At 69.7% G+C, this 24,725-nt stretch carries 28 protein-coding genes; 16 read left to right on the top strand and 12 right to left on the bottom strand.

What is annotated here, in order from left to right; all coding sequences use genetic code 11:
• The first annotated feature begins 1 nt into the window (after position 1).
• From ACLQ2O_RS27375 to ACLQ2O_RS27365, 3 genes are read left to right on the top strand one after another with little or no spacing between them, the layout of a single operon-like run.
• Positions 2-721: a class I SAM-dependent methyltransferase gene (locus tag ACLQ2O_RS27375; RefSeq protein WP_425836390.1), complete on the top strand. Its 720-nt coding sequence runs from the start codon at positions 2-4 to the stop codon at positions 719-721.
• An 11-nt stretch (positions 722-732) separates the two neighbouring features.
• Positions 733-1,440 (top strand): VOC family protein, encoded by a 708-nt coding sequence (locus tag ACLQ2O_RS27370; RefSeq protein ID WP_425836387.1) that lies wholly within the window; start codon positions 733-735, stop codon positions 1,438-1,440.
• Positions 1,441-2,040, top strand: coding sequence for a GNAT family N-acetyltransferase (locus ACLQ2O_RS27365; protein WP_425836385.1), 600 nt, complete (start codon positions 1,441-1,443; stop codon positions 2,038-2,040).
• Here the strand turns inward: ACLQ2O_RS27365 and ACLQ2O_RS27360 are convergent.
• Positions 2,020-3,111: a phosphotransferase family protein gene (locus ACLQ2O_RS27360; protein ID WP_425836382.1), complete on the bottom strand. Its 1,092-nt coding sequence runs from the start codon at positions 3,109-3,111 to the stop codon at positions 2,020-2,022. The two genes, ACLQ2O_RS27365 and ACLQ2O_RS27360, sit on opposite strands and share 21 nt — an antisense overlap.
• 113 nt (positions 3,112-3,224) lie before the next feature.
• Between ACLQ2O_RS27360 and ACLQ2O_RS27355 the strand changes: the two genes are divergently transcribed.
• The gene (locus ACLQ2O_RS27355; protein ID WP_425836379.1) at positions 3,225-3,953 is read left to right on the top strand and encodes a class I SAM-dependent methyltransferase; all 729 of its coding nucleotides are present in this window, start codon (positions 3,225-3,227) and stop codon (positions 3,951-3,953) included.
• 15 nt (positions 3,954-3,968) lie between these two features.
• On the opposite strand, the gene ACLQ2O_RS27350 is transcribed toward ACLQ2O_RS27355, so the two are convergent.
• Positions 3,969-4,967, bottom strand: coding sequence for a TRM11 family SAM-dependent methyltransferase (locus ACLQ2O_RS27350; protein WP_425836377.1), 999 nt, complete (start codon positions 4,965-4,967; stop codon positions 3,969-3,971).
• A 518-nt stretch (positions 4,968-5,485) separates the two neighbouring features.
• Between ACLQ2O_RS27350 and ACLQ2O_RS27345 the strand changes: the two genes are divergently transcribed.
• Together ACLQ2O_RS27345 and ACLQ2O_RS27340 are read left to right on the top strand one after the other, a co-directional pair.
• Entirely contained in the window at positions 5,486-6,313 is an 828-nt protein-coding gene (locus ACLQ2O_RS27345) for a maleylpyruvate isomerase family mycothiol-dependent enzyme (protein WP_425836374.1), read from the top strand.
• Positions 6,314-6,373: 60 nt separating this feature from the next.
• A complete protein-coding gene (locus tag ACLQ2O_RS27340; protein ID WP_425836371.1) occupies positions 6,374-7,330 on the top strand; it encodes a tyrosine-type recombinase/integrase in 957 nt (318 codons plus the stop codon).
• 52 nt (positions 7,331-7,382) lie between these two features.
• On the opposite strand, the gene ACLQ2O_RS27335 is transcribed toward ACLQ2O_RS27340, so the two are convergent.
• Entirely contained in the window at positions 7,383-8,132 is a 750-nt protein-coding gene (locus ACLQ2O_RS27335) for an SDR family oxidoreductase (protein ID WP_425836368.1), read from the bottom strand.
• Positions 8,129-8,398: a hypothetical protein gene (locus tag ACLQ2O_RS27330; RefSeq protein WP_425836365.1), complete on the bottom strand. Its 270-nt coding sequence runs from the start codon at positions 8,396-8,398 to the stop codon at positions 8,129-8,131. The genes ACLQ2O_RS27335 and ACLQ2O_RS27330 overlap by 4 nt, the downstream gene beginning before the upstream one ends.
• Positions 8,399-8,532: 134 nt before the next feature.
• On the opposite strand from ACLQ2O_RS27330, the gene ACLQ2O_RS27325 reads away from it, so the two are divergent.
• On the top strand, positions 8,533-9,459 hold the full coding sequence (locus ACLQ2O_RS27325; RefSeq protein WP_425836363.1) for an RNA polymerase sigma-70 factor: 927 nt from the start codon (positions 8,533-8,535) through the stop codon (positions 9,457-9,459).
• A 51-nt stretch (positions 9,460-9,510) separates the two neighbouring features.
• Positions 9,511-10,218, top strand: coding sequence for a UMP kinase (gene pyrH / locus ACLQ2O_RS27320; protein WP_425836360.1), 708 nt, complete (start codon positions 9,511-9,513; stop codon positions 10,216-10,218).
• A 67-nt stretch (positions 10,219-10,285) separates the two neighbouring features.
• Here the strand turns inward: pyrH and ACLQ2O_RS27315 are convergent, their stop codons facing one another.
• Positions 10,286-11,482 (bottom strand): macrolide family glycosyltransferase, encoded by a 1,197-nt coding sequence (locus ACLQ2O_RS27315; RefSeq protein ID WP_425836357.1) that lies wholly within the window; start codon positions 11,480-11,482, stop codon positions 10,286-10,288.
• Positions 11,483-11,519: 37 nt separating this feature from the next.
• Positions 11,520-12,170: a CatB-related O-acetyltransferase gene (locus ACLQ2O_RS27310; protein ID WP_425836354.1), complete on the bottom strand. Its 651-nt coding sequence runs from the start codon at positions 12,168-12,170 to the stop codon at positions 11,520-11,522.
• 99 nt (positions 12,171-12,269) lie between these two features.
• On the opposite strand from ACLQ2O_RS27310, the gene ACLQ2O_RS27305 reads away from it, so the two are divergent.
• Positions 12,270-12,905, top strand: a complete 636-nt coding sequence (locus ACLQ2O_RS27305) for a TetR/AcrR family transcriptional regulator C-terminal ligand-binding domain-containing protein (RefSeq protein WP_425836352.1) — start codon at positions 12,270-12,272, stop codon at positions 12,903-12,905.
• A 4-nt stretch (positions 12,906-12,909) separates the two neighbouring features.
• Here ACLQ2O_RS27305 and ACLQ2O_RS27300 read toward each other — a convergent pair whose 3' ends face one another.
• Positions 12,910-13,719 (bottom strand): phosphotransferase family protein, encoded by an 810-nt coding sequence (locus ACLQ2O_RS27300; RefSeq protein WP_425836349.1) that lies wholly within the window; start codon positions 13,717-13,719, stop codon positions 12,910-12,912.
• A gap of 179 nt (positions 13,720-13,898) precedes the next feature.
• Between ACLQ2O_RS27300 and ACLQ2O_RS27295 the strand changes: the two genes are divergently transcribed.
• Positions 13,899-15,890, top strand: coding sequence for a GTP-binding protein (locus tag ACLQ2O_RS27295; protein ID WP_425836347.1), 1,992 nt, complete (start codon positions 13,899-13,901; stop codon positions 15,888-15,890).
• A gap of 105 nt (positions 15,891-15,995) precedes the next feature.
• Here ACLQ2O_RS27295 and ACLQ2O_RS27290 read toward each other — a convergent pair whose 3' ends face one another.
• On the bottom strand, positions 15,996-16,757 hold the full coding sequence (locus tag ACLQ2O_RS27290) for an alpha/beta hydrolase (protein WP_425836526.1): 762 nt from the start codon (positions 16,755-16,757) through the stop codon (positions 15,996-15,998).
• Positions 16,758-16,807: 50 nt separating this feature from the next.
• Here ACLQ2O_RS27290 and ACLQ2O_RS27285 point away from each other — a divergent pair, with 50 nt between their 5' ends.
• A complete protein-coding gene (locus ACLQ2O_RS27285) occupies positions 16,808-17,053 on the top strand; it encodes a helix-turn-helix domain-containing protein (protein ID WP_425836345.1) in 246 nt (81 codons plus the stop codon).
• Here ACLQ2O_RS27285 and ACLQ2O_RS27280 read toward each other — a convergent pair whose 3' ends face one another.
• Both ACLQ2O_RS27280 and ACLQ2O_RS27275 read right to left on the bottom strand, forming a co-directional pair.
• Positions 17,054-17,458: a VOC family protein gene (locus ACLQ2O_RS27280; protein WP_425836342.1), complete on the bottom strand. Its 405-nt coding sequence runs from the start codon at positions 17,456-17,458 to the stop codon at positions 17,054-17,056.
• Between the two features lie 43 nt (positions 17,459-17,501).
• Complete coding sequence (locus ACLQ2O_RS27275; protein WP_425836339.1) at positions 17,502-17,966, bottom strand: GNAT family N-acetyltransferase; 465 nt, start codon at positions 17,964-17,966, stop codon at positions 17,502-17,504.
• A 79-nt stretch (positions 17,967-18,045) separates the two neighbouring features.
• Between ACLQ2O_RS27275 and ACLQ2O_RS27270 the strand changes: the two genes are divergently transcribed.
• Together ACLQ2O_RS27270 and sigJ are read left to right on the top strand one after the other, a co-directional pair.
• Complete coding sequence (locus tag ACLQ2O_RS27270; protein ID WP_425836336.1) at positions 18,046-18,636, top strand: carboxymuconolactone decarboxylase family protein; 591 nt, start codon at positions 18,046-18,048, stop codon at positions 18,634-18,636.
• Positions 18,633-19,493 carry an RNA polymerase sigma factor SigJ gene (gene sigJ / locus ACLQ2O_RS27265; RefSeq protein ID WP_425836333.1) on the top strand — a complete coding sequence of 287 codons (861 nt, stop codon included), beginning with the start codon at positions 18,633-18,635 and terminating at the stop codon, positions 19,491-19,493. The genes ACLQ2O_RS27270 and sigJ overlap by 4 nt, the downstream gene beginning before the upstream one ends.
• Here sigJ and ACLQ2O_RS27260 read toward each other — a convergent pair.
• The gene (locus ACLQ2O_RS27260) at positions 19,486-20,247 is read right to left on the bottom strand and encodes a putative protein N(5)-glutamine methyltransferase (RefSeq protein ID WP_425836330.1); all 762 of its coding nucleotides are present in this window, start codon (positions 20,245-20,247) and stop codon (positions 19,486-19,488) included. The two genes, sigJ and ACLQ2O_RS27260, sit on opposite strands and share 8 nt — an antisense overlap.
• Before the next feature lie 9 nt (positions 20,248-20,256).
• The gene (locus ACLQ2O_RS27255; RefSeq protein WP_425836328.1) at positions 20,257-21,147 is read right to left on the bottom strand and encodes a LysR family transcriptional regulator; all 891 of its coding nucleotides are present in this window, start codon (positions 21,145-21,147) and stop codon (positions 20,257-20,259) included.
• Positions 21,148-21,261: 114 nt separating this feature from the next.
• Between ACLQ2O_RS27255 and ACLQ2O_RS27250 the strand changes: the two genes are divergently transcribed.
• From ACLQ2O_RS27250 to ACLQ2O_RS27240, 3 genes are read left to right on the top strand one after another with little or no spacing between them, the layout of a single operon-like run.
• The gene (locus tag ACLQ2O_RS27250) at positions 21,262-22,245 is read left to right on the top strand and encodes a hydroxyacid dehydrogenase (RefSeq protein ID WP_425836325.1); all 984 of its coding nucleotides are present in this window, start codon (positions 21,262-21,264) and stop codon (positions 22,243-22,245) included.
• Between the two features lie 16 nt (positions 22,246-22,261).
• Positions 22,262-23,404, top strand: coding sequence for a mandelate racemase/muconate lactonizing enzyme family protein (locus tag ACLQ2O_RS27245; RefSeq protein WP_425836323.1), 1,143 nt, complete (start codon positions 22,262-22,264; stop codon positions 23,402-23,404).
• Between the two features lie 11 nt (positions 23,405-23,415).
• On the top strand, positions 23,416-24,720 hold the full coding sequence (locus ACLQ2O_RS27240; protein WP_425836320.1) for an ABC transporter substrate-binding protein: 1,305 nt from the start codon (positions 23,416-23,418) through the stop codon (positions 24,718-24,720).
• The last annotated feature ends 5 nt before the right edge of the window (positions 24,721-24,725 follow it).

Here is a 24,725-nt window from a genome sequence, read left to right as displayed (position 1 = left end):
GATGAAACCTGATCACTACGACACGTTCGCCGAGAGCTACGTGCGGGCGAACGAGTCCAGCCTCTTCAACGCCTACTACGCGCGTCCCGCGATGCTCAGTCTCGCCGGGGACGTGGCCGGCCGGAACATCCTGGACGCGGGCTGCGGCGGGGGACCGCTCTCGGCCGCGCTGCGCGAACGCGGCGCACGGATCGCCGCCTTCGACTCGAGCCGGGAGATGGTGGCGCTGGCCCAAGAGCGCCTCGGGCCGGACACCCGGGTGCTGCAGGCCGACCTCGCCGGGCCGTTGCCGTTCGAGGCGGGGGAGTTCGACGATGTGGTGGTCTCCCTGGTGCTGCACTACTTCGAGGACTGGTCCGGCCCGCTGGCCGAGCTGCACCGGATCCTGAAACCGGGTGGCCGGCTGATCCTCTCGGTGAACCACCCGATCATCCGCGAGGTGGCCTACCCGGACGACGACTACTTCGTGACGTCGCCGTACACGGAGGAGTACGACTTCGCCGGCCAGACCGCGTCGCTGACGTACTGGCACCGGCCGCTGCACGCGATGACCGACGCGTTCACCCGCGCGGGCTTCGGGATCTCGGTCATCAGCGAACCGCCGTTCTCGCCCGAGACCCCTCGCGAAGTGCTGCCGCCCGGCCTGGGGGAGCGCACCTCGTTCTTGTGCTTCCTCTTCTTCGTGCTCGAAGCGCTCCCTCCCGCGCGGGATCAGGGATAGTCTCCCGGTCCATGGACATGCTGACGGGCGACCAGATCGCCGCGGCGCACCTGGCCGACTGGCGCAAGCTCGCCCAGGGACTCCATGCCCGCTACGTGATCCCCGACTTCGGCACCGGCGCACGGTTCGTCGCCGCGGTGGGCGGCGCGGGGGACACGCTCGGCCACCACCCGCGCGTGGCGATCGGCAAGGGGTACGTCGACCTCGAGCTGGTGACCGAAGACGCCGTCTACCGCGACGACGACGGCACCGAGTACATCGTCGAGTGGGTGACCCAGCAGGACGTCGACCTTGCGCGCCGGATCACCGAGCTCGCTGCCGACCACAAGCTCGCCGCCGACCCGGCCTCCGTCAGCGAGATCGAGCTCGGACTCGACACCGCCCACTCCGCGACCATCGCCCCGGTGTGGGCCGCTCTGCTGACCGGCAGCGCCGAGGCCCAGGGCCGGGGAACCCCGGGCGACGAGATCCGGGACGCCACCGGACGGGTACCGAACCTGTGGTTCGGCGACGCCAACGACGACGAGACCCCGCGCGAGCGGTTCCACCTCGAGGTCTACGTGGCGCCCGAGGTGGCCGAGCAACGGATCGCCGCCGCCCTCGCCGCCGGCGGGACCGTCGTCGACGACAGCAACGCGCCCTCACTGACGGTGATCGCCGACCAGGACGGCAACAGGGGAGTGGTGTGCTTCGACGCGTCCGCTGCGAAGCAGGACTGAATGCCTACCGACTCGTCGTACACCATTGCCCCGCTCGGCCCCGAGACCTGGCCGGCCTTCGACGCGCTGGTGCAGCGGCACAACGGCATCTTCGGTGGCTGCTGGTGCATCTGGTTTCACCCTGACGGGCCAGAGCGCGGCCAGGGCGCCGAGGCCAACCAGGCTCTGAAGAAGGCGTACGTCGAACAGGGCAAGGCGCACGCGGCACTGGTAATGGACGGCGACGAGGCGATCGCGTGGGCCGAGTACGGCACGCCCGTCGAGTTGCCCACGCTCCACCACCGTAAGCAGTACGACGCCACCAAGACCGCGGATCCCGACTACCGCATCACCTGCGTCTTCGTCGACAAGCGGCACCGGCGGCAGGGCGTGACGGAGCTGGCGATCACCGGTGCACTCGACCTGATCGCGCAGGCCGGGGGAGGCCGGGTCGAGAGCTACCCGCACGACCTGACCGACCAGACCAAGAAGATGTCGGCGTCCTTCCTCTACAACGGGACGCGCCGGCTCTACGAGCGGCTCGGCTTCACCTACGACCGGCCCAAGGGGCTGAAGAACTGCGTCATGGTGAAGACGGTCCTACCAGGTGAGTCTGTCTAGATGGTTGTGCCCTGCAAGTAGTCGAGCGATGCGGTCCTGCGCCGCTTCCCGTACGTCGGGCCGCGGGTGGTGTGCGTGGAGCGCGAGCTCGCTGTACATGTCGTAGAAGTTCAACCGCTCGCGCAGCTGCTCGCGCTCGAACAGCTCCGGATACGCGCCGTGCAGCCACCCGGGGGCCTCGGTGAGTGTGGTCTCGTCAAGCCCTCGTCCGTCGGGTGTGGGTGGGAACTCTCGGGCCCTCGCGCACCAGCGCAGGATGGTGTCGAGCTCGGCATCCGCGGGCTGCGCAAGCGCCTCCGCGAAGTCGATCAGACCGGTGACGCGTCCTTGGTCGACCATCACGTTGGATCCGTGGAGATCACCATGGACCAGCACGAGGTCGTCGGCCGCGAACAACGGCAGCCGCTCCTGGATCCAATCGGCGACGTCCGCGAGCAGGCGCGCGTCGTGACCGGGCAGTCGCCGGGCGGCTTCGACCTGCTCGAGCGTCGCGCTCACCACGGGTGGATGGAACGCGGGCCACGGCTTGTCGCTCGCGAGCGCGTCGGCCAGCCAGGGCGGCAGCAGGCCGGCGGGGACAGCAACGCGGTGAAGCTCGCGCAAGGCTGCGCCGAGGCTCTCGATGATTGTTTGACGCGTGGGCAAGTCCGCCGCCGGCCACGCTTCGTGCAGGGATCGCCCGGGCAATCGTTCGGAGATGTACCACGGTCCGTCCGGGCCGTCGCCGTGGGCGAGCTGCCGGGCGTGGGGGACTTGGCTGCCGACCAGCAGGCCGACGACTTCAGCCTCGTGGCGATACGCGCCGCGGAACTGTCCCTTGGTCAGCCGTACGACGTACTCGTCGCCGACCCAGACGCGACTGACCCAGCCGGCCTTCGGAACGAAACGCCCGGCGGCCGGCAGACCAGCGGCCGCCAACGTCCTCAGCAGCGCCGGATCGGTAGGCCAGTCGCCGTCGGTCATGACCGCGAGCCTATGCGTCAGGGGAGGGTGGCGACACAGGTTTTCCACTGACCCCGCAGGCACCAGACGCCCGCTACCCGACACCCTGCGTATCACGATCGTGCGCATTCCGTGTCCACTGGTCGTCAGCCCGGTGATGGAACCGCATGCAGAGCCGGCTGGGCGAGGCGGTACGTTGCATGGCTGTCCCTGCCTATCTGTCGTCGGAGAGGTGTGACCGCATGTCCACGATGAGTAACTCAGAGGCGATCGCAGCGTGGTCGGCGATGCCGACTGACGCGATTGAGGCGTACGACGATCAGGGCGACTTTCCCAAGCGCCACTTGATGAATGGGAACCTGCTCCGGATGTTGGGGCCTGTCGATGGTCGGAAAGTCCTCGATGCAGGCAGTGGCGAGGGCTATTTGAGCCGGCTGTTGGCGGAAGGTGGAGCTGAGGTGGTTGGTGTGGAGCCGGCTACCGGTCTGCTGGCGCGCGCTCAGAAAATCGAGCAGGAGCGGCGTCAGGGGATCACGTTCGTGCAGGCTGATCTCTCGACGTTGCCGGAAGTTGGTCAGCCGTTCGATGCGGTGGTCTGCAGCATGGTGCTGCTCGCCGTACCTGCCTGGCAGTCGGCGATGGCAGCGTGCGTCGGCGCGCTGAAGCCGGGCGGCCGGTTCGTGTTCTCGATCAATCATCCGGCGTTCGAGAATCTCTACCCAACGTGGCGGGATCACGGTCATTACCAACTTGATCGGTACCTGGACGAGTACGAGATGCCAGAGGGCCGTGCACCCGACTTCCACCGTCCGCTGTCGGCCTACATCAACGAGGTCATCGGTCTCGGGTGTCGCGTGATTGAACTGTGCGAACCCGGACTTGATCCACAGGTCGCACGGGACAGCGGAATCGAGGCGATCGAGTCCTACGTCGCATTGCCGAACTTCCTGATCGTCAGCGCCGACCGCTAGTTGACATAATGTCCATTATCGGCGCAATACGACGATGCTCGGATGGAGGCCTGCCAGGCTCAGATCGTGCACCGATCGGCTGCTCCAGGCCGGGTGTTCGGTGAGTGTCGCGACCTGGTGCTGGTTGACGATGGCGACGACCGCGTCGACGTCGCGCCAGCTGTTCAGGTACGGCGTCAGGTTGCCGATCGCCAGCCGGACGTCCCACGGCGGGTTCGTGACGATTCTGTCAGCGGCGATCTGCGGGCGCCGGGCGTCGCCGAGTTGCCACTGGATGCCGGCGGCGTTTCTCTCAGCGGCTCTCAGAGAAGCCTTGGCGTGGTCGACACCGACGTACTCGGCGTCCGGTTCGAGCTGCTGGGCCTCGATGAGAATCGTCCCGGCGCCGCAGAACGGATCCAGGACAACTTGGCCCGGTTCGATGCCGGCCAGGTGGGCCATGGCGGCGGCGACCGGTGGGTGCAGACTGCCTGGGACGGTATGGCGGCGCCAGTCGCGTCGGTGCAGAGGCGCTGGGAACGGCCGGATCCCGACGTGGACCGATTCGCCGTCCAGGACGACGCGCCAGTCGGTCCGGTGTTCTGGTGGCGTGCCCGTACGGCGTGAGTGATAGCGCGCGCCGGTCCGTTCGGTGATGATCGCGCCCACGAGATCTTCGACGTCGTACCGGTTGTAGGTGCGTTTCCCGACGTACGACGCGCTGACGGCAAACGGCTCACGGTGCGGCAGTGGAACGGTCAGGTGCCTGCGGAGCTGCCTGCTGAGCGTGTTGAGCGCGGCCTTCGTGTGGCCCGGATCCTCGACGCCGGCGGCGATCAGGAACAGGTCGTCGGCCAGTTGAGGCGGCTCGCTGAGGATGGATTCGCCGGCGTCGACGACGAGTTGGCGTTTGGACAGGTCGATCACCCGGTGGCCGGCCGTGGTCAGTTCGGCGGCTACTAGTTGCTCCAGGCCCGTGACGGTCCGCACGAGCACCCTGATCGACTCCGTCGCGCCGAGGCGCGCAGAGGGCATGACGATTCTTCCCGGTAGCTGTCGGGAACGGCGAGATCGCCGGTTCCCGCCTCGCTAGCCGCGGGCTGGAGCCTCGGACTGACTAGCGGACAGCTAGCCCAGTCGGAAGAAACTGTACATACGGGCGATCCTGCCACAGATGGTCCGGAGGTCGCCTGGACTTTTCGGAGCCAGGCGCTCGGAAACGGTCCCCCACAACAGGGTTCAGCCCCTCTCGACCCATGTTGAGTCATGCATAATCACCATTATGCATGAGTTTTAGTTGCCTGGGGCAACTGATGCGAAATGGCCTGTGGTGCGCCGGATTCACAGCAGTTCACGGCATGTTCCAAGTACTCTCCCGCGGAGACGACCGAGCCCGACGTCCGTCCGGACGGTCCTTCACCGGCGAGTGCTCTCACCGCGACCTCCCCACGGCGCCCCGTCGGCAGGCCCCCACTCCCCTGCCTGGCCGCCAGTCGTTCAACAGATCCGACGGCGTACCGGCGCCCAGCCTGGCCCGCTCCTATGGCCGCCGGATGAAGTACTTTGAACCCGAGATCCACGAAGCAGCCGGAGGGGCAGCGATGGACACGTCCGCGTACTTGATCGCCGTCGTCGAGCAGACGAGCACGTTCGCCGACTGGGTGAACGGCCAGGACGCGAAGACTCCGGTGCCGACCTGTCCGGAGTGGACGCTGGCCGAACTGGTCGACCACGTCGGCGCGACCCAGCGCATGGTGGCGCTGATCGTCGGCGAGCGGCTGACCGAGCCGAGCAAGGCGTTCGAGGCCTACGTTCCGGCCCCGGCCGACTCGGCCGAGTGGGGCGCCTGGCTGAACGGTACGGCGGCCGAGGCGAAGGCGGCGTACGAGTCGGCAACCGACGACACTCCGGCCTGGGACCCGAACGGCGGCATCGCGGGTGCGCCGTACTGGGCGCGCCGGTTGTTCGGCGAGGCCTGTGTGCATCGCGCGGACGCGGCCGCGACGCTCGGTACGTCGTACGAGCTGGCGCCGGAGCACGCCGCGGCGGCCGTCGAGGACTGGCTGGAGACGATGACCTCGGCCACCTACTGGGCGAGCAAGCCGCAGTACGCCGAGGCGATGCGCGGTGACGGCCAGACGCTGCACCTCCACACGACCGATGCGGACGGCGAATGGGTGGCGCGCAGGGAGCCGGACCGGATCGTTCTGGAGCGGACGCACGCCAAGGCCGACGTCGCCGTCCGCGGTCCGGCCGTCGACCTGCTGCTCGTGATCAGCCGGCGACGCCGGCTGGAGGATGCGCCGGCGCTCGAGGTGCACGGCGACCGGGCCCTGTTCGAGCACTGGGTCGAGCAGATGAACTGGACCACCGGCGCCTGATCCGTTGCCGTGGGCAACCGATCGGGAAACTGTCGGTGCCCTCGGGTAGTACTGGGTGTCATGTTGGTGCTCGAAGCTCAGGCCGCGTTCTTCGCCGCGCGGCGGCCGCGCAAGGACTCCCCGCACACCACCGACGCCTACCGGCGCGACCTCGCGGGGATCACCGCGCTGCTGACGGACGACCCCGAGCAGCTCGAGGTCGACGAGCTCACCGCACCAGCACTTCGTACGGCGTTCGGTGCGTTCGCCGACGACCACGCGAAGAGCTCGGTGCTGCGCGCGTGGTCGACGTGGAACCAGTTCCTCACCTTCTGCGTGTCCGACGGCCTGCTCGCCGGCAACCCGATGGGCGCGGTCGCGCGGCCGAAGACCCCTCCCCTGTCCCCCAAGCCGCTGCGTGGTGAGGACACGCCCGAGCGGTTGCTCAAGTCAGCCGCCGACGGCGACCGCCGCGCCCGCGACCCCTGGCCGGAGCGGGACCTGCTGGTGATCGCCCTGGGCCTGGTCGCCGGTCTCCGCTCGGCCGAGATGCGCACGCTGACGACGGACTCGCTCGCGGGGCGCCCTGGTGAGATGCGCCTGCACGTCCACGGCAAGGGCAGCCGCGACCGCTCGATCCCGGTCGAGCCGATCATGGAACGCATCATCGAGGCGTACGCCGACTCCTGCGACCGCCGCTTCCCGAGTCGCCGTACGAGCCGCTCCACCAAACTCCTGCTCGACCGCACCGGCGCCCCGATCGGCCGCGGCGGCCTCGAGTACCTGGTCAAGTCCTGCTACCGCTGGGCCGGCCTCCACGACCGGGTCCCCACCGGCGCCAACCTCCACGCCCTCCGCCACACCTTCGCCACCCGCCTCGCCGAGGACGGCGCCACCGCCTCCGAGATCATGGCCCTCCTGGGCCACGCCAGCCTGGCCACCAGCCAGAACTACATCGAAGCCACCGGAAGAGAACGCCGAGCCGCCACCGCCAGCAACCGCACCTACCAAACCCTCGACAAGGTCCTCGATCCCTGACCGCAAGCCGAGCAGGGGTCGAGGGGCGGGCGACGAGGATCGACCTGGGTGCTCAGCGTTGGGTAGCGAGCCAGGCTTCGAAGGTCGGTCCGGCGAGCCGGGCATGGGCGCTGGGCAGGAAGGCGCCCTGGGCGGCGAGGTCGGCGTCCGGCAGGTACGATCCGTCGACGCTGATGACCTCGATGCAACGGCGGCTGCCGAGCAGTGCTGCGGCGGCTGCCATGGATTCCCGCCGTGGGCCGGCGATCTCGGGGATCGGTCCGACCGCAACGGTGTCGTCGAGCGCCAGGTCGACCAGCGTCTCGGCGACGGTGCGGCAGGCGACGAGCTGGGTGGGAAGCGCCGGGATGTAGGCGGTGCCGCCCGGCTGCCAGTCGAGCAGCTGGCCGACGAACTCGTGGAACTGCGCGGCCCGCAGGATCCGGACCGGGAGTGGACCGGCCAGCAGCAACTCCTCGTGCACCTTCTTCGCGGCGACGAATCCGGTGGTGGCCCTGTCCGCGCCGATGATCGAGGCCGCGGCAATCCGGGCGACCCCGGCAGCCTGGCCGTACTCGTGCAGCCGGGCGGCCGACGTACGGAAGAACTCGGCTGCCGCCTCCTGCTCGGAGGCGTGCCACGACGCGACATCGATCACGACCGAGACGCCGACGAGCGCCTCCGCGAGCCCGTCGCCGGTGACGAGGTCGACGCCGGTCGCCCGCGACATCTGCACGACCTCGTGCCCGCGCTCGGTCAGTACGCCGACAACGTGGCGCCCCAGCCGCCCGGTCGCTCCCGCGACCGCGATCTTGGCGCTCATGCCTTACGCCTTTCCGGCTCGCTGTAGTTCTGCCCGGGCGGCAGGCCAGGAATCGGCTTCGCGATGAGCGCCGCGGGAGTGAAGAAGCCGATGTGGGCGATCGCCATCACCAGCGACCACATCGCCTGGTCGTCGTACAGGGCGGACGCCCTGGCGTACAGCTCGTCGGTGACGCGTTCCCCGGCGGGAGCCGGACGGAGCACCGCCTCGACCAGCTCGGGGAGGAACGCGAGCGGGTTGGGCATGCGGGACGAAGGTGTGGACATACTTGGCCTCCTGGCTCGTGGACGATTGTGTCCAAGAGATCCCGGCGGGCCGTGCGATGTGACAGGCCGGTGCGTGTGACACAGGCCACCGAACGGCGATGTCACAGATCGGCCGGCGCCGGGATCCTAGGGGTATGGGAACAGGGAGCGGCGAGCAACTCGATCGATCGGGGACCCGTGGCACGGACACGGCGACCGAGGCGTTCGTCGTACATCGCAACCTGCTGTTCACGCTCGCCTACGAGATCCTCGGTTCCGCCACCGATGCCGAGGACGTGCTCCAGGAGACCTGGCTGCGCTGGGTCGGCGTCGACCTGGACGCCGTACTGAACCAGCGCGCCTACCTGATCCAGATCGCCACCCGGCAAGCACTGAAACGGCTGCGGACACTCGGTCGGCGCAAGGAGTCGTACGTCGGTCCGTGGCTGCCCGAGCCGTTGCTGACCACACCGGACGTCGCCGAGGACGTGGAGCTGGCCGACAGCGTGTCGATGGCGATGCTCCTGGTGCTGGAGACGCTCGGGCCGACCGAGCGGGCGGTGTTCGTGCTGCGGGAGGTCTTCGAGCTGCCGTACGACGACATCGCGGCCGCCGTCGGGAAGAGCGCGGTCGCGGTCCGCCAGATCGCCTCTCGAGCGCGCTCGCACGTCTCCGCGCGCCGGCCGCGCGGTATCGGTTCGCCGACCGAGCACCGCGCCGCGCTCGAGGCGTTCCAGCGAGCGGTCGAGACCGGCGAGCTGCAGAGCCTGCTTGACGTACTGGCGCCGGATGTCGTCGCCCTCAGCGACGGCGGCGGAGTCAGGCACGCGCTGCTGCGGCCGGTCGTGGGGATCGCCGGCGTGGCGCGCTTGCTGGCCGCCGGCTGGTGGAAACGCGACGCGGATAGGTCGGTCGAGCTGGTCCAGATCAACGGCAGCCCCGGGTTGCTGGTCCGGGTCGACGGGAAGATCGACGGCGTCGTAGCGGTCCGCGTCGACAACGGCTACGTCACCGGCGCCTACCACGTCCGCAACCCCGACAAGCTGTCCCACCTCGACCAGGAAACCCCGGTGAGCCGCTAGCCGACCTGGGGCACAATGCTGGGCGACCTGCCGGCCGGCCGAGGAGTGACTGTGTTCAAGCGTCTGGTGATCAAGCTGTCGGGGGCGGCGATTGCCGGTGAGGCCGAGTTCGGGTTCAGCAGTGATCGGCTGACCCACCTGGCGACGGAGGTTCTCGCCGCGCAGGCGACCGGCGTACAAGTTGCCGTCGTCGTCGGCGGAGGCAACGTCTTCCGGGGGAACCGGGCTGAGGACTGGGGAATCGACCGGGTCGAGGCCGACAACATCGGGATGCTCGGGACGGTGATCAACGCTGTGCTGCTGCGTGGCCGGATCGCTGCGCTCGGTGGGGGCGACGTACGGCTGATGACGGCGATCCCGATCGACAACCTGGCGGAGCCGTACATCCGGCTGCGGGCGATCCGGCACCTGGACAAGGGGTCGATCGTGCTGCTCGGGTGCGGGAACGGGCAGCCGTTCACGACGACCGACTACCCGGCGGTGCAGCGCGCGGTGGAACTCGGGGCGGACGCGCTGCTGGTCGCGAAGAACGGTGCCGACGGCATCTACGACGCCGACCCGAACAAGGTGCCGGGCGCGCGGCGCTTCGACCGGCTGACCTACCAGGAGGTGATCGACCGGGAGTTGCGCGTGATGGACCAGTCCGCGTTCATCCTGGCCCGCGACCACCGTCTGCCGCTGCACGTCTTCGACATCGACTCCCCCGGCGCCGCGACAGCGATCTGCCGGGGCGACCAGGTGGGGACGCTGGTGAGCTGACAAGCGGCGAACGCCTGCGGTCGGGATGCTCAGGGCCGGGTGGTAATCCAGCCGCCGTGGTGAGGCGTTAGCCCGGGCGGTGCAGGGCGGCGGTCAGGGTCTGCTCGATAAGGTCTGCGGCGCGCGGGGTGCCGCCCTCGACTCGGGCGGCGGACTGTAGTTGGTGGGACCGGTCGATGCGTTCCGGATCTGCGATCAGGTCGGTCAGGGCCGTGCGGAGGGTTTCGGCGGTGGCGTCGGCGGTGTCCACCCGGCGAGCGACGCCCAGTTCCACGAGCTGGTCGGCGTTCATGAACTGCTCGGCGCCTTGCGGCACGGCGATCATGGGGACCCCGGCGAGGAGGCCCTCGCCGCAGCCGCCCATGCCGGCGTGGGTCACGAAGGCGTCGGCCTGTTCCAGGATCGCTCGCTGCGGGACCCAGGAGTGCACCTCGATGGTGGGCGGGACGGTGCCGAGCTCCTCGGGGGCGGTGTGCTTACCGATCTGGAGTACGACGTGCCAACCGGGCAGGTCACCGAAGGCCTCGATGCACTGGCGGTAGAACGCCGGCTGACGCGTGTACGCCGAGCCGAGCGAGATCAGTAGCACCTTGTCCGCGGTCGCCGGGCGGGTCCAGCCGTCGGTCTCCGCCCGGGTGTCGAAGCACGGGCCGACGAAGGTCACCGTGTCGGTGTCGACCCGATCGGCGTTGGGCTGCATCGCTTTCGGGATCAGGGCGAGGGACCGACCGGGCGGACCGGAGAAGGCGTCCACGTCGGTGGTCGTCGCTCCGCACTCCACGAGCCATCGCGCGAACCTGTCCCGGTACGCGTCGGCGCCGGGCAGCTTGCGCAGGTGCACCGCGACCTCCTCCTGGTAGCCGTCCCAGCTGACGAACGTCGGGGACAGCTGCAGGAGCGGACGGCCCTGGGTCTCGGCGAGGGCCCGTGCGGCGTAGGCGCCGATGTCGTAGAGGTACAGGTCGGCCGGATCGTCGTCGTACGCGGCGTGCAGTTGCGGGAGCGCCTGGACGGCGTCGTCGAGGAAGAGGCTCGCCGCGGCGATCGGATCGTCAGGCCACTCGTTGGTGGCCACGGGCAGCGTCGACGTACAGGGCACCAGCTCCGCGCCGGCGGACTCGATCCGGTCGGCCACGAACGGGTCGTTGGCGTAGGTGACCCGGTGTCCCCGGGCGACCAGTTCGCGGATGACCGCGAGGCTGGGGAGGACGTGGCTGACGATGGGGACGCCCACCATCGCGATGTGGGCCGGGCGACGGGACATGGGTGATCACTCGTTTCTGGAGCGGGGCCGGGCGGTGTCAGGGCTGGTCGAGCTGCGCGGCGGCCTGCTCCAGCTCGTCGACGGTCCCGGCCATGATCGTCCGGACGTGCTTGGTGACGTGCTGCAAAGGCCAGTCCCACCACGCCACGGCGAGGAGCCGCGCTGCGTCCGCGGCGTCGTACCGGGTGCGGATGAGCCGGGCCGGGTTGCCGCCGACGATGCCGTAGTCGGGGACGTCGCCGGTGACCACCGCGCCGGCGGCGATGATCGCGCCGTGACCGATGCGGACGCCGGGCATGATCGTGGCGCCGTGGCCGAACCACACGTCGTTGCCGACCACCGTGTCGCCCCGGCCGGGCAGGCCGGTGATCAGGTCGAAGCGCTCCGCCCAGGAGCCTCCCATGCTGGGGAACGGGAAGGTGGAAGGACCGTCCATGCGGTGGTTGGCGCCGTTCATGATGAACCGGGTGCCCGTCCCCAGCGCGCAGTACTTGCCGATCACCAGCCGCTCGGGACCGTAGTGGTACAGGACGTTGCGCGTCTCGAACGCGGTCGGGTCGTCCGGGTCGTCGTAGTACGAGAAGTCGCCGACCTCGACCAGCGGCGACGTCACCAGCGGCCGGAGCAGGACCACTCGCGGGTGCTCGGGCATCGGGTGGAGCACGGTGGGGTCGGCGGGAACGAGCATCGTGGAGGTGGTTCCTCTCCGGTGAAGTTGGGCGACAACTGTCGCGTTAAGATGCTGGCACAGCCCTGCCGTCTGGATCAACCCGGATACTGAGTGCCGATGACAGACCCACTGGACCCACCGCCGGACCCGCCGGACCGCCGTCCGGGCGGTCGCGCCGCCCGCGTACGCGCGCAGATTCTCGGGGCGGTGCGCGCCGAGCTGGCCGAAGGCGGGCACGAGAAGCTCACGATGGAGGGTGTCGCCACGCGGGCCGGCGTGCACCGCGCCACGGTCTACCGGCGGTGGCACGATGTCGGCGGCCTGCTCGTCGACGTCATCGCCGCCGCCGGCGAGATCGACTGGCAGCCGCCGGACACCGGCTCGCTGCGCGGCGATCTGACGGCCCTCAACCAGGAGATCCAGGACTCCCTGCTCCTCCAGCCGTCCTTCGCTGTCGCTCTGATGGCCGCCTCGTTCCACTCCGAGCAGGCCGCCCGGGCCCAGACACTGTTGTGGACGGACCGGTACGCCCAATGCGAGATCCTCGTCGAGCGCGCAGTCGAGCGGGGCGAGCTCCCCTCACAGCACACGGACGCGCGGAGCCTGCTGATCGCGGCGACGGCGCCGCTCTACCACCAACTGGTGCTGCTGCGTGCCGATCCGGACCCGCGTCTGCCGGAACGGGCCGCGCAGACGGTGGTGCTGGCGGCTGCCGCGGGCGCCTTCTCGCTGGGTCACGCAGAGAACGAGTGAGTCGCTAGCCGAGGCGGTGCAGGTCGTCGGCGATGCGGTCGAGGTGCGCCTGGAACCAGTCGCCGCCGACCTCGAGCTCGATCCGGCAGACCATCGCCGACCAGACGGCGCGGTACAGGGCGAAGGTGCGTTCCAGGTCGGGCGTCAGGGCGAGGCCGTACCCGTCCAGTACGGCGGTCGTCGCGTCGGGGCCCGCGATCGAGAAGCGCGCGAGGTCGAAGAGCGGATCGCCGTACAGGGCATCGCCCCAGTCGATGATCGCCGTCAGTACGCCGTCGGCCGCGTAAACGTGCCGCGGGTGCAGATCGCCGTGGAGAAGGACCGGCCGGCCGGGCTCCGTCGATCGGGTGGCGACGAGTTCGATCAGCCGGGCGCGGTGGTCGTCGGGCAGGAGGCCGGCGTCGACGAGGGCGTCGAGGGAGCCGACCTGCTCGCTCAGCCAGCCGGTCCAGGTCGGTAGTCGCGCGGCGCTCAGTCGGCCGAAACCGTCGCCCGCGATCTGATGCAGCTTCACGAGCGAGCGGCCGGCGCCGGTGAGCGCTGCCGTGTCGGAAGACTCGACCGGCGACCCGAGCACTGCGCGCTGGATCAGGTACTCGACGCCCGAGCTGGTGCCGGAGGCAACTACTCGGGGCGCGGGCACGCCGACCGCCAGCGCGCAGGCTCGCGCCTCGGCGAGCATCCCGGGGCCGGACTTGAAGTAGTACGTCTCCCCCGCGACGGTCCGCACCCGGAACGTCTCGTTCCCGAAGAACCCTTGCACGGGCTCCGTCGCCGCGACCGGTCCGACGTGTGCTTCCAGGTCAACCGTCAAGTGAGCGCCTCCTCAGCTGGTAGACCGAGGACCCTACCCGGAAAACCGGTTGCCCGGGCCGGCGGTAGTTGCTGTACTCGGAGCGACCTGTCCCGCAGAAAGTAGGAGCGCCGAGATGCGACCTCGTTTCCTGTCCACCTCGTTCTGCATCCGTTTCTGTGCAAGGGACATGAAGCTGCGTGAAAAGACTCAACCTTGGGATTCTGGCGCATGTTGACGCCGGCAAGACCAGCCTGACCGAGCGGCTGCTGTACGCCGCCGGCGTGATCGACGCGGTCGGTAGCGTCGACGACGGCAGTACTCAGACCGACTCGCTCGCGCTCGAGCGGCAGCGTGGGATCACGATCAAGTCGGCCGTGGTCTCGTTCGCGCTCGGCGACGTCACCGTGAACCTGATCGACACCCCCGGTCACCCGGACTTCATCGCCGAGGTGGAGCGGGTGCTCGGCGTGCTCGACGGCGCCGTGCTGGTGGTGTCGGCGGTCGAGGGCGTGCAGGCCCAGACGCGGATCCTGATGCGGACGCTGCAGCGGCTGCGGATCCCGACGGTGATCTTCGTCAACAAGATCGACCGGGCCGGTGCGCGGTACGCCTCGCTGCTGAAGGACCTGGCCGCGAAGCTGTCGCCGGACGTCGTGGCGATGGGCACGACCAGCGACCTCGGGACGGCCGGTGCGGGCTTCACGCCGTACGGGCCCGGGTTCTCGTTGAACTTGGTGGACGTGCTCGCCGAGCACGACGACCAGTTGCTGGCGGCGTACGTGGAGAACGAGAACGCGCTCTCCGACGAGGCCCTCCGGTCCGGCCTGGCCGAGCAGACCCGTCGGGCGCTCGTGCACCCGGTGTACTTCGGGTCGGCGATCACGGGTGCCGGGACGGAGCCCCTGATCGCGGGCATCCGCGAGCTGCTGCCGGCGCCGGTCGGTGACAAGGAAGCGCCGGCCACGGGCTCGGTGTTCAAGGTCGAGCGGGGGCCGGCGGGCGAGAAGGTCGCGTACGTGCGGATGTTCAGCGGTGAGCTGCGCACCCGCGACCGGCTGCGCTTTCGTGGGGATCGCGAGGCGAAGGTGACGGCGATCAGCGTGTTCGAGGCCGGTACGACGGCCACCCGGTTGAGTGTCGCCGCCGGTCAGATCGGCAAGCTCTGGGGTCTCGGCGAGGTGCGGATCGGCGACGAGGTCTCCACCAGCGCGATGGATGGTCAGGAGAACCGCCGGGAGAGCGTGTTCTTCGCTCCCCCGACGCTGGAGACGGTCGTGCGGCCGGCGAAGGCGTCCGACCGCGGCAACCTGCAGAGCGCGCTCTCCCAGCTGGCCGAGCAGGATCCGCTGATCAACCTGCGTCAGGACGACGTACGGCAGGAGACCTCGGTGTCGCTGTACGGCGAGGTGCAGAAGGAGGTCATCCAGACCACGCTGGCCACCGAGTACGGCCTGGACGTCAGCTTCCGCGAGACCACGACGATCCACATCGAGCGCGTCGACGGCCCAGGTGAAGCGGTCGAGTTCAACAAGGTCGACCCCAACCCGTTCCTCGCGACCATCGGCCTCCGCGTGGAGCCGGCGCCGACCGGCGCGGGTGTCTCGTTCGCGCTGGAGGTCGAGCTCGGGTCGATGCCGTACGCGTTCATCAAGGCGGTGGAGGAGACGGTCCGCGAGACGTTGCAGCAGGGGTTGTGCGGCTGGGAGATCCCGGACGCGCGGGTGGTGATGACGCACTCGGGGTACTCGGCGCGCCAGAGCCACGCGCACGCCGTGTTCGACAAGAGCATGTCGAGCACGGCCGGGGACTTCCGGCTGCTCACACCACTCGTGCTGACGGCCGCGTTACGCCAGGCGGGCACGACCGTGCACGAGCCGATGCATCGGTTCCAGCTGGAGATCCCGACCGACACCGTTCGAGGGGTGCTTGCTGTGCTGGCCAAGCTGCGGGCGATCCCGCGGGTCCCCGCGCTCGACACCGGTAAGTCGGTGCTGGAGGGCGAGGTCCCCGCGGCCGCCGTCTACCAGCTGGAGCAGCAGCTCCCTGCGCTCACCCGCGGCGAAGGCGTGCTGGAGTCGGCGTTCGAGCGCTACCAGCCGGTGACCGGTGCGGTTCCGCGCAGGGAACGCACCGACCACGACCCGCTGAACCGACGCGAGTACCTGCTCCACGTACTCCGAAGGGTCTGACGTCCGGCCCGAGGATCCGCAGGAGGACGACCACGGCGAAGCTCCCGAAGTACGGGCGCAGCAGGTGGGCGACGCCGTGCTCCTCCTGCGGAGCGGCGAGAGTGGTCATCCGGCCAGTGCCCGGCGGACAACGTCGCCGAGCTCGGCGATCTGCCGCTGCGACACCTCGGCGGAGAGGATCGCGTGCGACCCGTGGAACGTTCCGGGCCACTGGTGCAGCTCGACGGACACGCCCGACCGCAGCAGGCGCAGCGCGTAGGCGAGGTCCTCGTCGCGGTTCGGGCAGAACTCGGCCGAGGCGACGTACGCCGGTGGCAGGCCGGACAGATCGGTGGCGCGCGCCGGTGCGGCGTACGGCGTGGCGGGGGTGCCGTCCAGGTAGTGGCCCCATGCCGACGTGGCCCTGGCGCGGTTGAACCACGGGGTGTCGGTGAAGTTCTGGGCCGACCAGGTCTCCTGCCGGTCGTCGAGACTGGGCTGGTTGAGCAGCTGGAACCGGATCGCCGGCCCCTGCTCGTCGCGCGCTCTGAGCGCGACGCCCGCGGCGATCCCGGCGCCCGCGCTGTGGCCGCCGACAGCAATCCGTCCGGGGTCGATGCCCAGCTCGGCGGCGTGCTCGGCCGTCCAGTGCAGTACGGCGTACGCGTCGTCGAACGCCGCCGGGAACGGGTTCTCCGGAGCGAGCCGGTAGGCCACCGAGATCACCACGGCACCGGAGCCGGCGGCCAGGCGTGAGGCCCACGGGCGCTGAGGCTGCTGGGGTTCGTCGCGGACCTGCCGTTGCGCGTGGCCGCCGTACGGGCGCCGATTCCGCTGGACCGGGTCGGCGTCCTGGTCTGCCCGGGCCGGTTGGTGAAGGCAGCGCAGCTCGCCGACGTCGGAGTCATCCTGGACACGGCGGTCCGAAAGCCGTTGCCTTGGACAACGTCGACGTCGCCGCCATCGCCCGGATCGCCCGTACGCCGGAGGACCTGAAGACTCTCGGCGCCTACTGCGACACCGGCTCCCTGCGCCGGGCCGCGGACCTCCTGCACCTGCACCACAGCAGCGTCGCGCGCCGGCTCGACCAGATCGGCAGGACCCTCGGGATCGAGCTGACCGAGCCGATCGGGCTGACCCGCGCCAAGCTCGCGCTCACCACCTGGCGGCTGCTCGACGAGTGATCAGGTGAACAGGCAGAACGGGTGACCCGCCGGGTCGAGCAGGACGCGCACCGAGTCCTGCGGCTGGTACGACGCGAGAACGGCGCCCTGGGCAATGGCGTGCTGCGTGGCCGTGTCGAGGTCGTCGACCGCGATGTCCAGGTGCTGGCTCGCGTTCTGCGCGCCGGGCTCGGCCGGCCAGCGCGGGCGTTTCCACTGCTCCTCGTACTCGAAGTTCAGCGTGACCTCGCCGGTGCCCTCGGCCGCGCGGATCTGGGCCCAGCCGTCGGCGGCCGGGTGTCCCTCGCGCGGTCCTTCGCTGGTGGTGACCGGCCGTCCGAGCAGGCGCGAGTAGAACACGGCCAGCGCCCGCGGGTCGGGCGCCATGATCGTCACCGAGGTGACCTGAAGACTGAGTCCGCTCATTGCGCAGACGCTACCAACGCCGGCCGACAGTTCCGGACGCCTCTCAATCGGTGGTCAGCAGCACCGAGTGCCGACGGAACCCGCGGCGCTCGTACACCCGCAGTGCGGTTTCGTTGGCGGCGTACGCGTTGACCTCGAGCCGGGCCGCGCCGCGTTCACGGGCCCAGGCGACGAACCCGTCGATGAGCAGGCCCGCGACTCCCCCGCCGCGCGTCTCGGGGCGGACGTACATGCTGACCAGCTCGGCGCGCGGCGCGGTCCACATCTCGGAGGCGGTCAGGAACTTGCCGATCAAGTGCCCGACGACGACGTCGGTTGTTGCCACGAGCACCAAGGACTCCGGGTCCGCGAGCAGGCCCCTCGCCCACTCGCCGCCGTACGTCGCCGGCCAGTTCTTGTTCCGGAGCGGGTCGCGCGTTCCCGCGTCCTCGGCGAACAGCGCGCTGCAGGAGGCGACGACGCCGTCGAGGTCCCCCGCGATCGCTGTCCGGACAGTCACTGCGGTCATCGGTGCGGCCTCCTCGGACGGTGAGGAGGCGAGCGTACGGCGTACCAGGTGTCACGTCCGACGACCGGCCGGTGTCTTGATGCCGACAACGCAACCGTACGAGGAGACGACGATGGCACTGCGCGTTCCCAAGGCCGAGCTTCCGGCCGAAGTGGTCGAAACCATGACCGAGCAGTTCGGCGCGCTCCCTGAGCCGCTCGAGGTGATGTCGCACAACCCGAAGGTCGCCGAGGACACCTTCGGCTGGGGCCAGATGGTGGCGGGCTGGTCGGTCGCCGACGAGAGCCTGAAGTCGTTCGCGCACATGGCGGTCGCGTCGCTGATCGGTTGCAGCTGGTGCCTCGACGTCAGCTACTTCCAGGCGCTCAACCTGCAGCTCGATCTGACGAAGGCGAGCCAGGTGCCGCGCTGGCGGGAGTCGGAGGTGTTCACACCGCTGGAGCGAGACGTGCTGGAGTACGCCGAAGCGGTGACGACGACACCGCCGACGGTCACCGACGAGTTGGTCGCGCGGCTGCTGGCCGAGCTCGGTCCCGCGGCGTTGGTCGAGCTCACGAGTGTGATCGGCTTCGCCAATCTGTCGAGCCGCGGCAACATCGCGCTGGGGATCACTTCCCAGGGCTACTCGGAAGCCTGCGAGATCCCGCTGGCTGCGAGGGTGAAGGGATGAGCGATCCCTTCGTCGTGCACCGGAACCTTCTGTTCACAGTGGCCTACGAGCTGCTGGGCTCGGCGGCCGACGCCGAGGACGTGCTGCAGGAGTCTTGGTTGCGGTGGTCCGAGGTCGATCAGTCGCAGGTCAGCGAACCACGGGCCTACCTCGTCCGCACGGTCAGCCGGCAGGCGCTCAACCGGCTGCGGACCCTCTCACGCCGCCGCGAGGACTACGTCGGCGAGTGGCTGCCCGAGCCGTTGCTGACCAGCCCGGACGTGGCGGAGGACGTGGAGCTCGCGGAGAGTGTGTCGATCGCGATGCTGACCGTGCTGGAGACGCTCGGGCCGACCGAGCGGGCGGTGTTCGTGCTGCGGGAGGTGTTCGATCTGTCGTACGGCGAGATCGCGGAGGCGACCGGCAAGTCGACGCCGGGCGTGCGGCAGATCGCGAAGCGGGCGCGTGAGCACGTCGCGGCGAAACGGCCTCGGGTGCAGGTGAGCCGGGACGAGCAGCAGACCGTGGTGGAGCGCTTTCAGCAGGCGCTGCGCAACGGCGAACTGCTGAAGCTGATGGAGGTGATGGCGCCCGACGTCGTACTGGTCACCGACGGCGGCGGTGTCGTCCCCGCGGCACGGGTGCCGATCCACGGTGCGGAGGTGGTGGCGAAGCTGCTCGCGCGGGTGGCCGAGCTGGGGGCGATCTCGACCGAGCCGCTGTGGCTGAACGGTGCGCCGTCCTTCCGGCTCGAGAGCGACGGGCGCGGTGCGGTGGTGAGCGTCGAGGTGGCGGACGGGCGGATCAGCCGGATCTTCGCGATTGCCAACCCGCACAAGCTGACTCGCCTGGACGAGGCCGCGGAGCTCGCTAGGTAGTGCCGATGACGGTGGTGCCGAAGTCGTCCTCGTCGGTGCTGATCGTGGTCTTCAGGCCGGCGGCGGTCAGGATTTCTGCCGCGAGTGGGGCTTGTTCGGCGCTGGCCTCGGTGAAGAGGTGGCCGCCTGGAGCGAGCCACGGAAGAGCTTCAGCGGCGACCCGGCGGAGGAGAGCGAGGCCGTCGGGGCCGCCGTCGAGGGTCAGGCGGGGCTCGTGGAGTCGCGCCTCGGCGGGCAGGAACTGCACGTCGTCGGTCGGTACGTAGGGGACGTTCGCGAGCAGGATGTCGATGCGGCCGCGGAGGTCGGTGGGGAGGGCGTCGTAGAGGTCGCCTTCGAAGACCTGGGCGGACGGAAGGTTGCGGCGAGCATTCCGTACGGCGGCCGGGTGCAGGTCGGCGGCGTACAGCTCCACTCCTGGTACGGCGGTCAGAACCGCCAACCCGAGCGCCCCGGAACCGCAGCACAGGTCGACCACGACCGCGTTCGGACGACACCTGAGGATCGCCTCGTCGACCAGGTGCTCGGTGCGGCGGCGCGGGACGAACACGTCCGGGTCGATCGCCACCCTCACACCGTGGAACGAGGCCCAGCCGACGACCTGCTCCAAAGGCAGTCCCGAGACACGCTCGGTGACCATGCGCTGGACCTCACCGGCATCAGCCGCGGTCGAGAGGATCAGCTCGGCCTCCTCCTCGGCGAACACGCAGCCGGCGGCGCGCAGAGTGGTGACGATCGAGTCGGAGGTGAGCACGAGGACTATCTAATCCTCCAACTGCGGGTGCTGGCGAAGGGTTTCTGCCAGACGCTGCAGTGCCGGGTTCGGGCTGTCCGGGCTCCAGCAGGCGTGCAGCGTGACCGAGTGCGCGTCCGCCGCGTCGAGTTCGCGGTAGCGGACGCCTTCGACGCCCATCGCCATGATCGACCGCGGGATCAGCGCACACCCCAGCCCCGCCCGCACGAGCGCGAGCATCGTCGGGACCTGCGAGGCGAGCTGGCTGACGGCGTACCGGTTCATCCCGATCATCGCCGCGCAGATGTCGTGCAGGTAGCGCGACCCTTCGGGGCTGTAGCCGATGTACTCGTCGGTGACGTCCGCCAAGGTGACCGGCGACGAGCCGTCGGCGAGCTTGTGATCAGCCGGTACGGCGAGCACCAGGTCCTCGGTGTGCACGAGCAGGGACTCGAACCCGTCCGGGATCGGCGGCCGGACCAGGCCGATGTCGATCTCCAGGTTCGCCAGCGCCTCGTACTGGTCGGGGCTGACCAGCTCGGTCAGCTCGACGCTGACGGCCGGGATCCGCCGGTTCACCATCGCCAGGAAGTCAGCCAGTACGGCGTACGCCCCGATCGCCGTGAACGCGAGCCGCAGCGTCCCGGTCTGCCCGTCGGCCGCGCGCCGGGTTGCCTCGGGCGCGACCTCCAGCAGTGCGAGCACCCGGTGGCTGTGCTCGAGGAACACGCCGCCGGCCGCGGTGAGCCGCACTCCCCTGCCGGTCCGGTCGAACAGGTTCACGCCGAGAGAGCGCTCCAGGGCCTGGACCTGCCGGGTCAGCGGCGGCTGGGTCATGTTCAGCTTCTGCGCGGCCCGGCCGAAGTGCTGCTCCTCGGCGACCGCGACGAAGCCGCGTAACTGCTGCAGTGACAGGTCCATGCGCCCTCGGTATCGATCGATGCGGAATCGGGCTTGGACGAGCATAACGGAAAGCCCTTACCTTCGGACCAGGTCGACAGCCCTTCGACCCCTGTCGACCGGTGAGGAGCCGAAGTGACGAAGCTGGCCGTGGTGATGACGCCGGAGCGTGCCGAGGACGTGATCGACCCGCAGACCCGGGAGCTGATCGGGCAGCGGTTCGAGGTGACCTGGGCGCCGGACACGAGCCCGGAAACCGTGATCGCGCTCTCCCGGGAGGCCGACGCCGTGCTGACCAGCTGGGGTACGCCGCACCTGGACAGGTCGATCTGGGCCGACGGCGCCGGCCCGAAGGCGGTCGCGCACGCGGCCGGATCGGTGAAGAAGCTGGTCGACCCGGTGATCTTCGACCAGGGCGTCGCGGTCTTCACCGCCGGCGGCCGGATCGCGTGGTCGGTCGGCGAGTACTGCCTGGCCTCGATGCTGACGCTCGCGCGCAGGCTCCCCCGCTTCGACGGCGCGATCCGCGCCGGTGGCTGGAAGCAGACCGCGTTCCGCGGTCACGAGTTGGCCGGGGCGAAGGTCGGCATCCTCGGCGCGAGCTCGACGGCCCGGGCGCTGATCACGCTGCTCAAGCCGTTCGGTTGCGACGTCGTCGTCTACGACCCGTACCTGAGCGACGAGCGCGCGGCCGCCCTCGGCGTACGGCGGGCTGAGCTGGAGGAGACACTGCAGTCGACGTTCGTGTCGCTGCACGTGCCCGACGTACCGGAGACCAAGGGGCTGGTGACGCGCAAGCTGATCGAGCAACTGCCGGACGGCGCCGTCGTGGTGAACTCCTCGCGCGGTCCCGCGATCGATCAGCAGGCGCTGCTCGAGCACGCGCTCGACGGACGGATCTACGCCGCGCTCGACGTGTACGACCCCGAGCCGCCGACGCTGGAGCAGAACGTGCTCGAGGCACCGAACCTGCTGCTCACCCCGCACGTTGCCGGTGACACCGAAGAGGGTCACCTCGCGCTGGCCGGCTACGTGATCGCCGACGTCCTCACGTACCTCGACGACGGCACCCACGGCCCGAGCTACGTCGACCCGGCGTCCTGGTCGATCCAGGCCTGACGGAAGGAGAGACCCGATGTCGCGGATCAGATCGGTGGAGGTGTTCGCCGTCGCGGTGCCGTTCGCCCGGCAGTTCGTGATCGGCAGCGGTGCGGTCGGCAGTCCGGAGCAGCGCCCGGACCAGGCCGGCGCGGTGGTGTTCGTGAAGCTGACCACCGAGGACGGTGTGGTCGGCTGGGGAGAGCAGCGCGCGCTCCCCACCTGGAGCTACGAGACCGCCGAGACGATCGCGGTGGTGATCCGGCGGCACCTGGCGCCGATCCTGCTGGAGCTGACGCCGTTCGACGTCGAGCTGTTCCACCAGCAGGCGGCCAAGCGGCTGAGCCCGTCGGTGTCCAACGGCTTCCCGTTCGCGCGCGCCGCGATCGACATCGCGATGCACGACGCGGCCGGCAAGCTGGCCGGCGTACCGGTGCACGCGTTGCTCGGCGGCAAGGTGCACGACGAGATCCCGCTCTGCTCGGCGATCGGTGTCGGGGCCCCGGAGACCGTGCGGGAGCACGCGCAGCAGTCGTCGGACTATACGGCGTACAAGGTGAAGATCGGCGGCGATCCCGACCAGGACGCCGCGATCATCGAGGCGGTCGCCGAGGTCGCGGGCACCAAGCCGCTGTGGCTCGACGCGAACCAGTCCTACCGGCCGAGCGCGCTCAAGCAGCTGCTCGACCGGACGCGCGACATCCGGACGATCCACTGCGTCGAGCAGCCCGTGCCGAGCACCGACCTGCTGGCGATGCGCCGGCTGCGTGGCCTGATCGACCTGCCGGTCGCGATCGACGAGGGCAGCTTCACCGCGCAGGACCTGGCCCGGGCGATCCAGCTCGACGCCGCCGACCTGGTCGTGGTGAAGATCTGCAAGTCCGGCGGTCTGCGCAGCGCGCTGAAGACCGCCCAGGTCGCGCTGTCGGGCGGTCTGGAGATTCTGTCCAGCGGGCTGACCGACTGCGGCATCGGCTTCGCGGCCGCGCTGCACGTGTTCAGCCAGCTGGAACTGGCACTGCCCGCCGAGCTGAACGGGCCGGAGCTGCTGTCCGACCTGTACGTCGAGGGATTGACGATCACCAAGGCCGTCGCGACGGTCCCCACCGCCCCTGGCCTGGGCGTCGAGGTCGACGAGGAGCGGATCCGCGCCGAGTCGATCGACCTGCTCTTCACCTGAGGAGTCCCCTGATGCAGACACAGCTGTCCCGCCGCAGCTTGCTCAAGCTGACCGGCCTGGCCGGACTGGGAGCGGCCGCGGCCGGCTGCTCCTCCGGTCCACCGAGTGGTTCCGCGGCCTGGGCCATGTGGTCCAGCAGCCCGGCCGAACGCAAGGTGTGGGACGACTTCAGCGCGTACGTCGAACGCGAGCTGAAGGTCGAGTCCGTCCCCACCCTCACGCCGTCCGGCGGTTACCCCACCAAGCTCGACCTGCAACTGGTCAGCGGTACGGCGGGTCTGGTGACCGCGCTGAACGGCTGGCTGATCCCGACGTACGCCGCCCGCGGCGCGCACCGGCCGCTCGACGACCTGATCGCCGCCGACCCCGACTTCGACATCGAGGACTTCTACCAGCCGATCCGTGACATCAGCTCGTTCAACGACCAGACCTACGCGATCGGCTTCGACGTCGCGCCGACGGTGATCTACTACAACAAGACGCTGCTGGAGGAGAAGGGCATCGCGGCGCCGTCGCCGACCGTGCCGATGGCGTGGGCGACGTTCCGCGACCTGGCCAAGGAGCTGACCGGGCCCGACCAGTACGGGTTCACCTGTGCGCCGTCGATCGACGACCTGGTGTCGTGGATCTACTGTGCCGGCGGCAACGTCATGAACGAGGCCTGGGACCAGAGCGCGCTCAACGCGCCCGAGGCGATGGAGGCCGTCCAGTACGTCGTCGACCTGTTCGTCAAGGACAAGGTGACGCCGCCGATCGCGAACCTGGTCACGGAGAACTCGCTGGCCAACTTCATGGAGGGCAACGTCGCCTTCATGCACAACGGCCCGTGGCAGGTGGTGAACGTGCGCAAGGCGAAGTTCGACTGGGACATCATGCCGTTCCCGGCCGGTGCCGCCGGCAGCACGCCGCGGGTGTCCGGTTCGAGCTTCGCGATCCCGTCCAAGGTCCGCGGTGACGATCTCGACCTGGCGTGGCGGTTGCTGAAGACGCTGACCAGCAAGGGGGCCCTGGACATCTATGCCCAGGCCGGCCGCAACAACCCGGCGCGGTTGTCGGCGGGCAGCGCGTTCAAGCCGCCGCCGGACAACCTCGGCATCGTCCAGCAGATCCTGGCCGGCAAGATCGCCGGCGGTCACCCGTTCGACGTGACCACGAACTGGAACCAGGTCAAGCAGCTGCTCGGCCAGGACCTGCCGCGGACGTTCCTCGGGCAGGTCTCGGTCCAGGAGGCGATCGACGGGCTGACGCCGCGGCTGGACGTCCTGATGGAGCAGCACCAGGACAACGTCCGCCAGGCCACGGCCAGGAAGGGGTGACTCCG

The organism is Kribbella sp. DT2 (assembly GCF_049844575.1).
Classification (GTDB): Bacteria; Actinomycetota; Actinomycetes; order Propionibacteriales; family Kribbellaceae; genus Kribbella.
This window is presented reverse-complemented; position numbering and strand designations above follow the sequence as displayed.

Bases quoted from the DNA above. Each gene is read 5' to 3' on its own strand.
- ACLQ2O_RS27375 (WP_425836390.1), top strand. From the start codon at position 2: ATGAAACCTGATCACTACGACACGTTCGCCGAGAGCTACGTGCGGGCG.
- ACLQ2O_RS27370 (WP_425836387.1), top strand. From the start codon at position 733: ATGGACATGCTGACGGGCGACCAGATCGCCGCGGCGCACCTGGCCGAC.
- ACLQ2O_RS27365 (WP_425836385.1), top strand. From the start codon at position 1,441: ATGCCTACCGACTCGTCGTACACCATTGCCCCGCTCGGCCCCGAGACC.
- ACLQ2O_RS27360 (WP_425836382.1), bottom strand. From the start codon at position 3,111: ATGCGCACGATCGTGATACGCAGGGTGTCGGGTAGCGGGCGTCTGGTG.
- ACLQ2O_RS27355 (WP_425836379.1), top strand. From the start codon at position 3,225: ATGTCCACGATGAGTAACTCAGAGGCGATCGCAGCGTGGTCGGCGATG.
- ACLQ2O_RS27350 (WP_425836377.1), bottom strand. From the start codon at position 4,967: ATGCCCTCTGCGCGCCTCGGCGCGACGGAGTCGATCAGGGTGCTCGTG.
- ACLQ2O_RS27345 (WP_425836374.1), top strand. From the start codon at position 5,486: ATGAAGTACTTTGAACCCGAGATCCACGAAGCAGCCGGAGGGGCAGCG.
- ACLQ2O_RS27340 (WP_425836371.1), top strand. From the start codon at position 6,374: ATGTTGGTGCTCGAAGCTCAGGCCGCGTTCTTCGCCGCGCGGCGGCCG.
- ACLQ2O_RS27335 (WP_425836368.1), bottom strand. From the start codon at position 8,132: ATGAGCGCCAAGATCGCGGTCGCGGGAGCGACCGGGCGGCTGGGGCGC.
- ACLQ2O_RS27330 (WP_425836365.1), bottom strand. From the start codon at position 8,398: ATGTCCACACCTTCGTCCCGCATGCCCAACCCGCTCGCGTTCCTCCCC.
- ACLQ2O_RS27325 (WP_425836363.1), top strand. From the start codon at position 8,533: ATGGGAACAGGGAGCGGCGAGCAACTCGATCGATCGGGGACCCGTGGC.
- ACLQ2O_RS27315 (WP_425836357.1), bottom strand. From the start codon at position 11,482: ATGTCCCGTCGCCCGGCCCACATCGCGATGGTGGGCGTCCCCATCGTC.
- ACLQ2O_RS27310 (WP_425836354.1), bottom strand. From the start codon at position 12,170: ATGCTCGTTCCCGCCGACCCCACCGTGCTCCACCCGATGCCCGAGCAC.
- ACLQ2O_RS27305 (WP_425836352.1), top strand. From the start codon at position 12,270: ATGACAGACCCACTGGACCCACCGCCGGACCCGCCGGACCGCCGTCCG.
- ACLQ2O_RS27280 (WP_425836342.1), bottom strand. From the start codon at position 17,458: ATGAGCGGACTCAGTCTTCAGGTCACCTCGGTGACGATCATGGCGCCC.
- ACLQ2O_RS27275 (WP_425836339.1), bottom strand. From the start codon at position 17,966: ATGACCGCAGTGACTGTCCGGACAGCGATCGCGGGGGACCTCGACGGC.
- ACLQ2O_RS27270 (WP_425836336.1), top strand. From the start codon at position 18,046: ATGCCGACAACGCAACCGTACGAGGAGACGACGATGGCACTGCGCGTT.
- sigJ (WP_425836333.1), top strand. From the start codon at position 18,633: ATGAGCGATCCCTTCGTCGTGCACCGGAACCTTCTGTTCACAGTGGCC.
- ACLQ2O_RS27255 (WP_425836328.1), bottom strand. From the start codon at position 21,147: ATGGACCTGTCACTGCAGCAGTTACGCGGCTTCGTCGCGGTCGCCGAG.
- ACLQ2O_RS27245 (WP_425836323.1), top strand. From the start codon at position 22,262: ATGTCGCGGATCAGATCGGTGGAGGTGTTCGCCGTCGCGGTGCCGTTC.
- ACLQ2O_RS27240 (WP_425836320.1), top strand. From the start codon at position 23,416: ATGCAGACACAGCTGTCCCGCCGCAGCTTGCTCAAGCTGACCGGCCTG.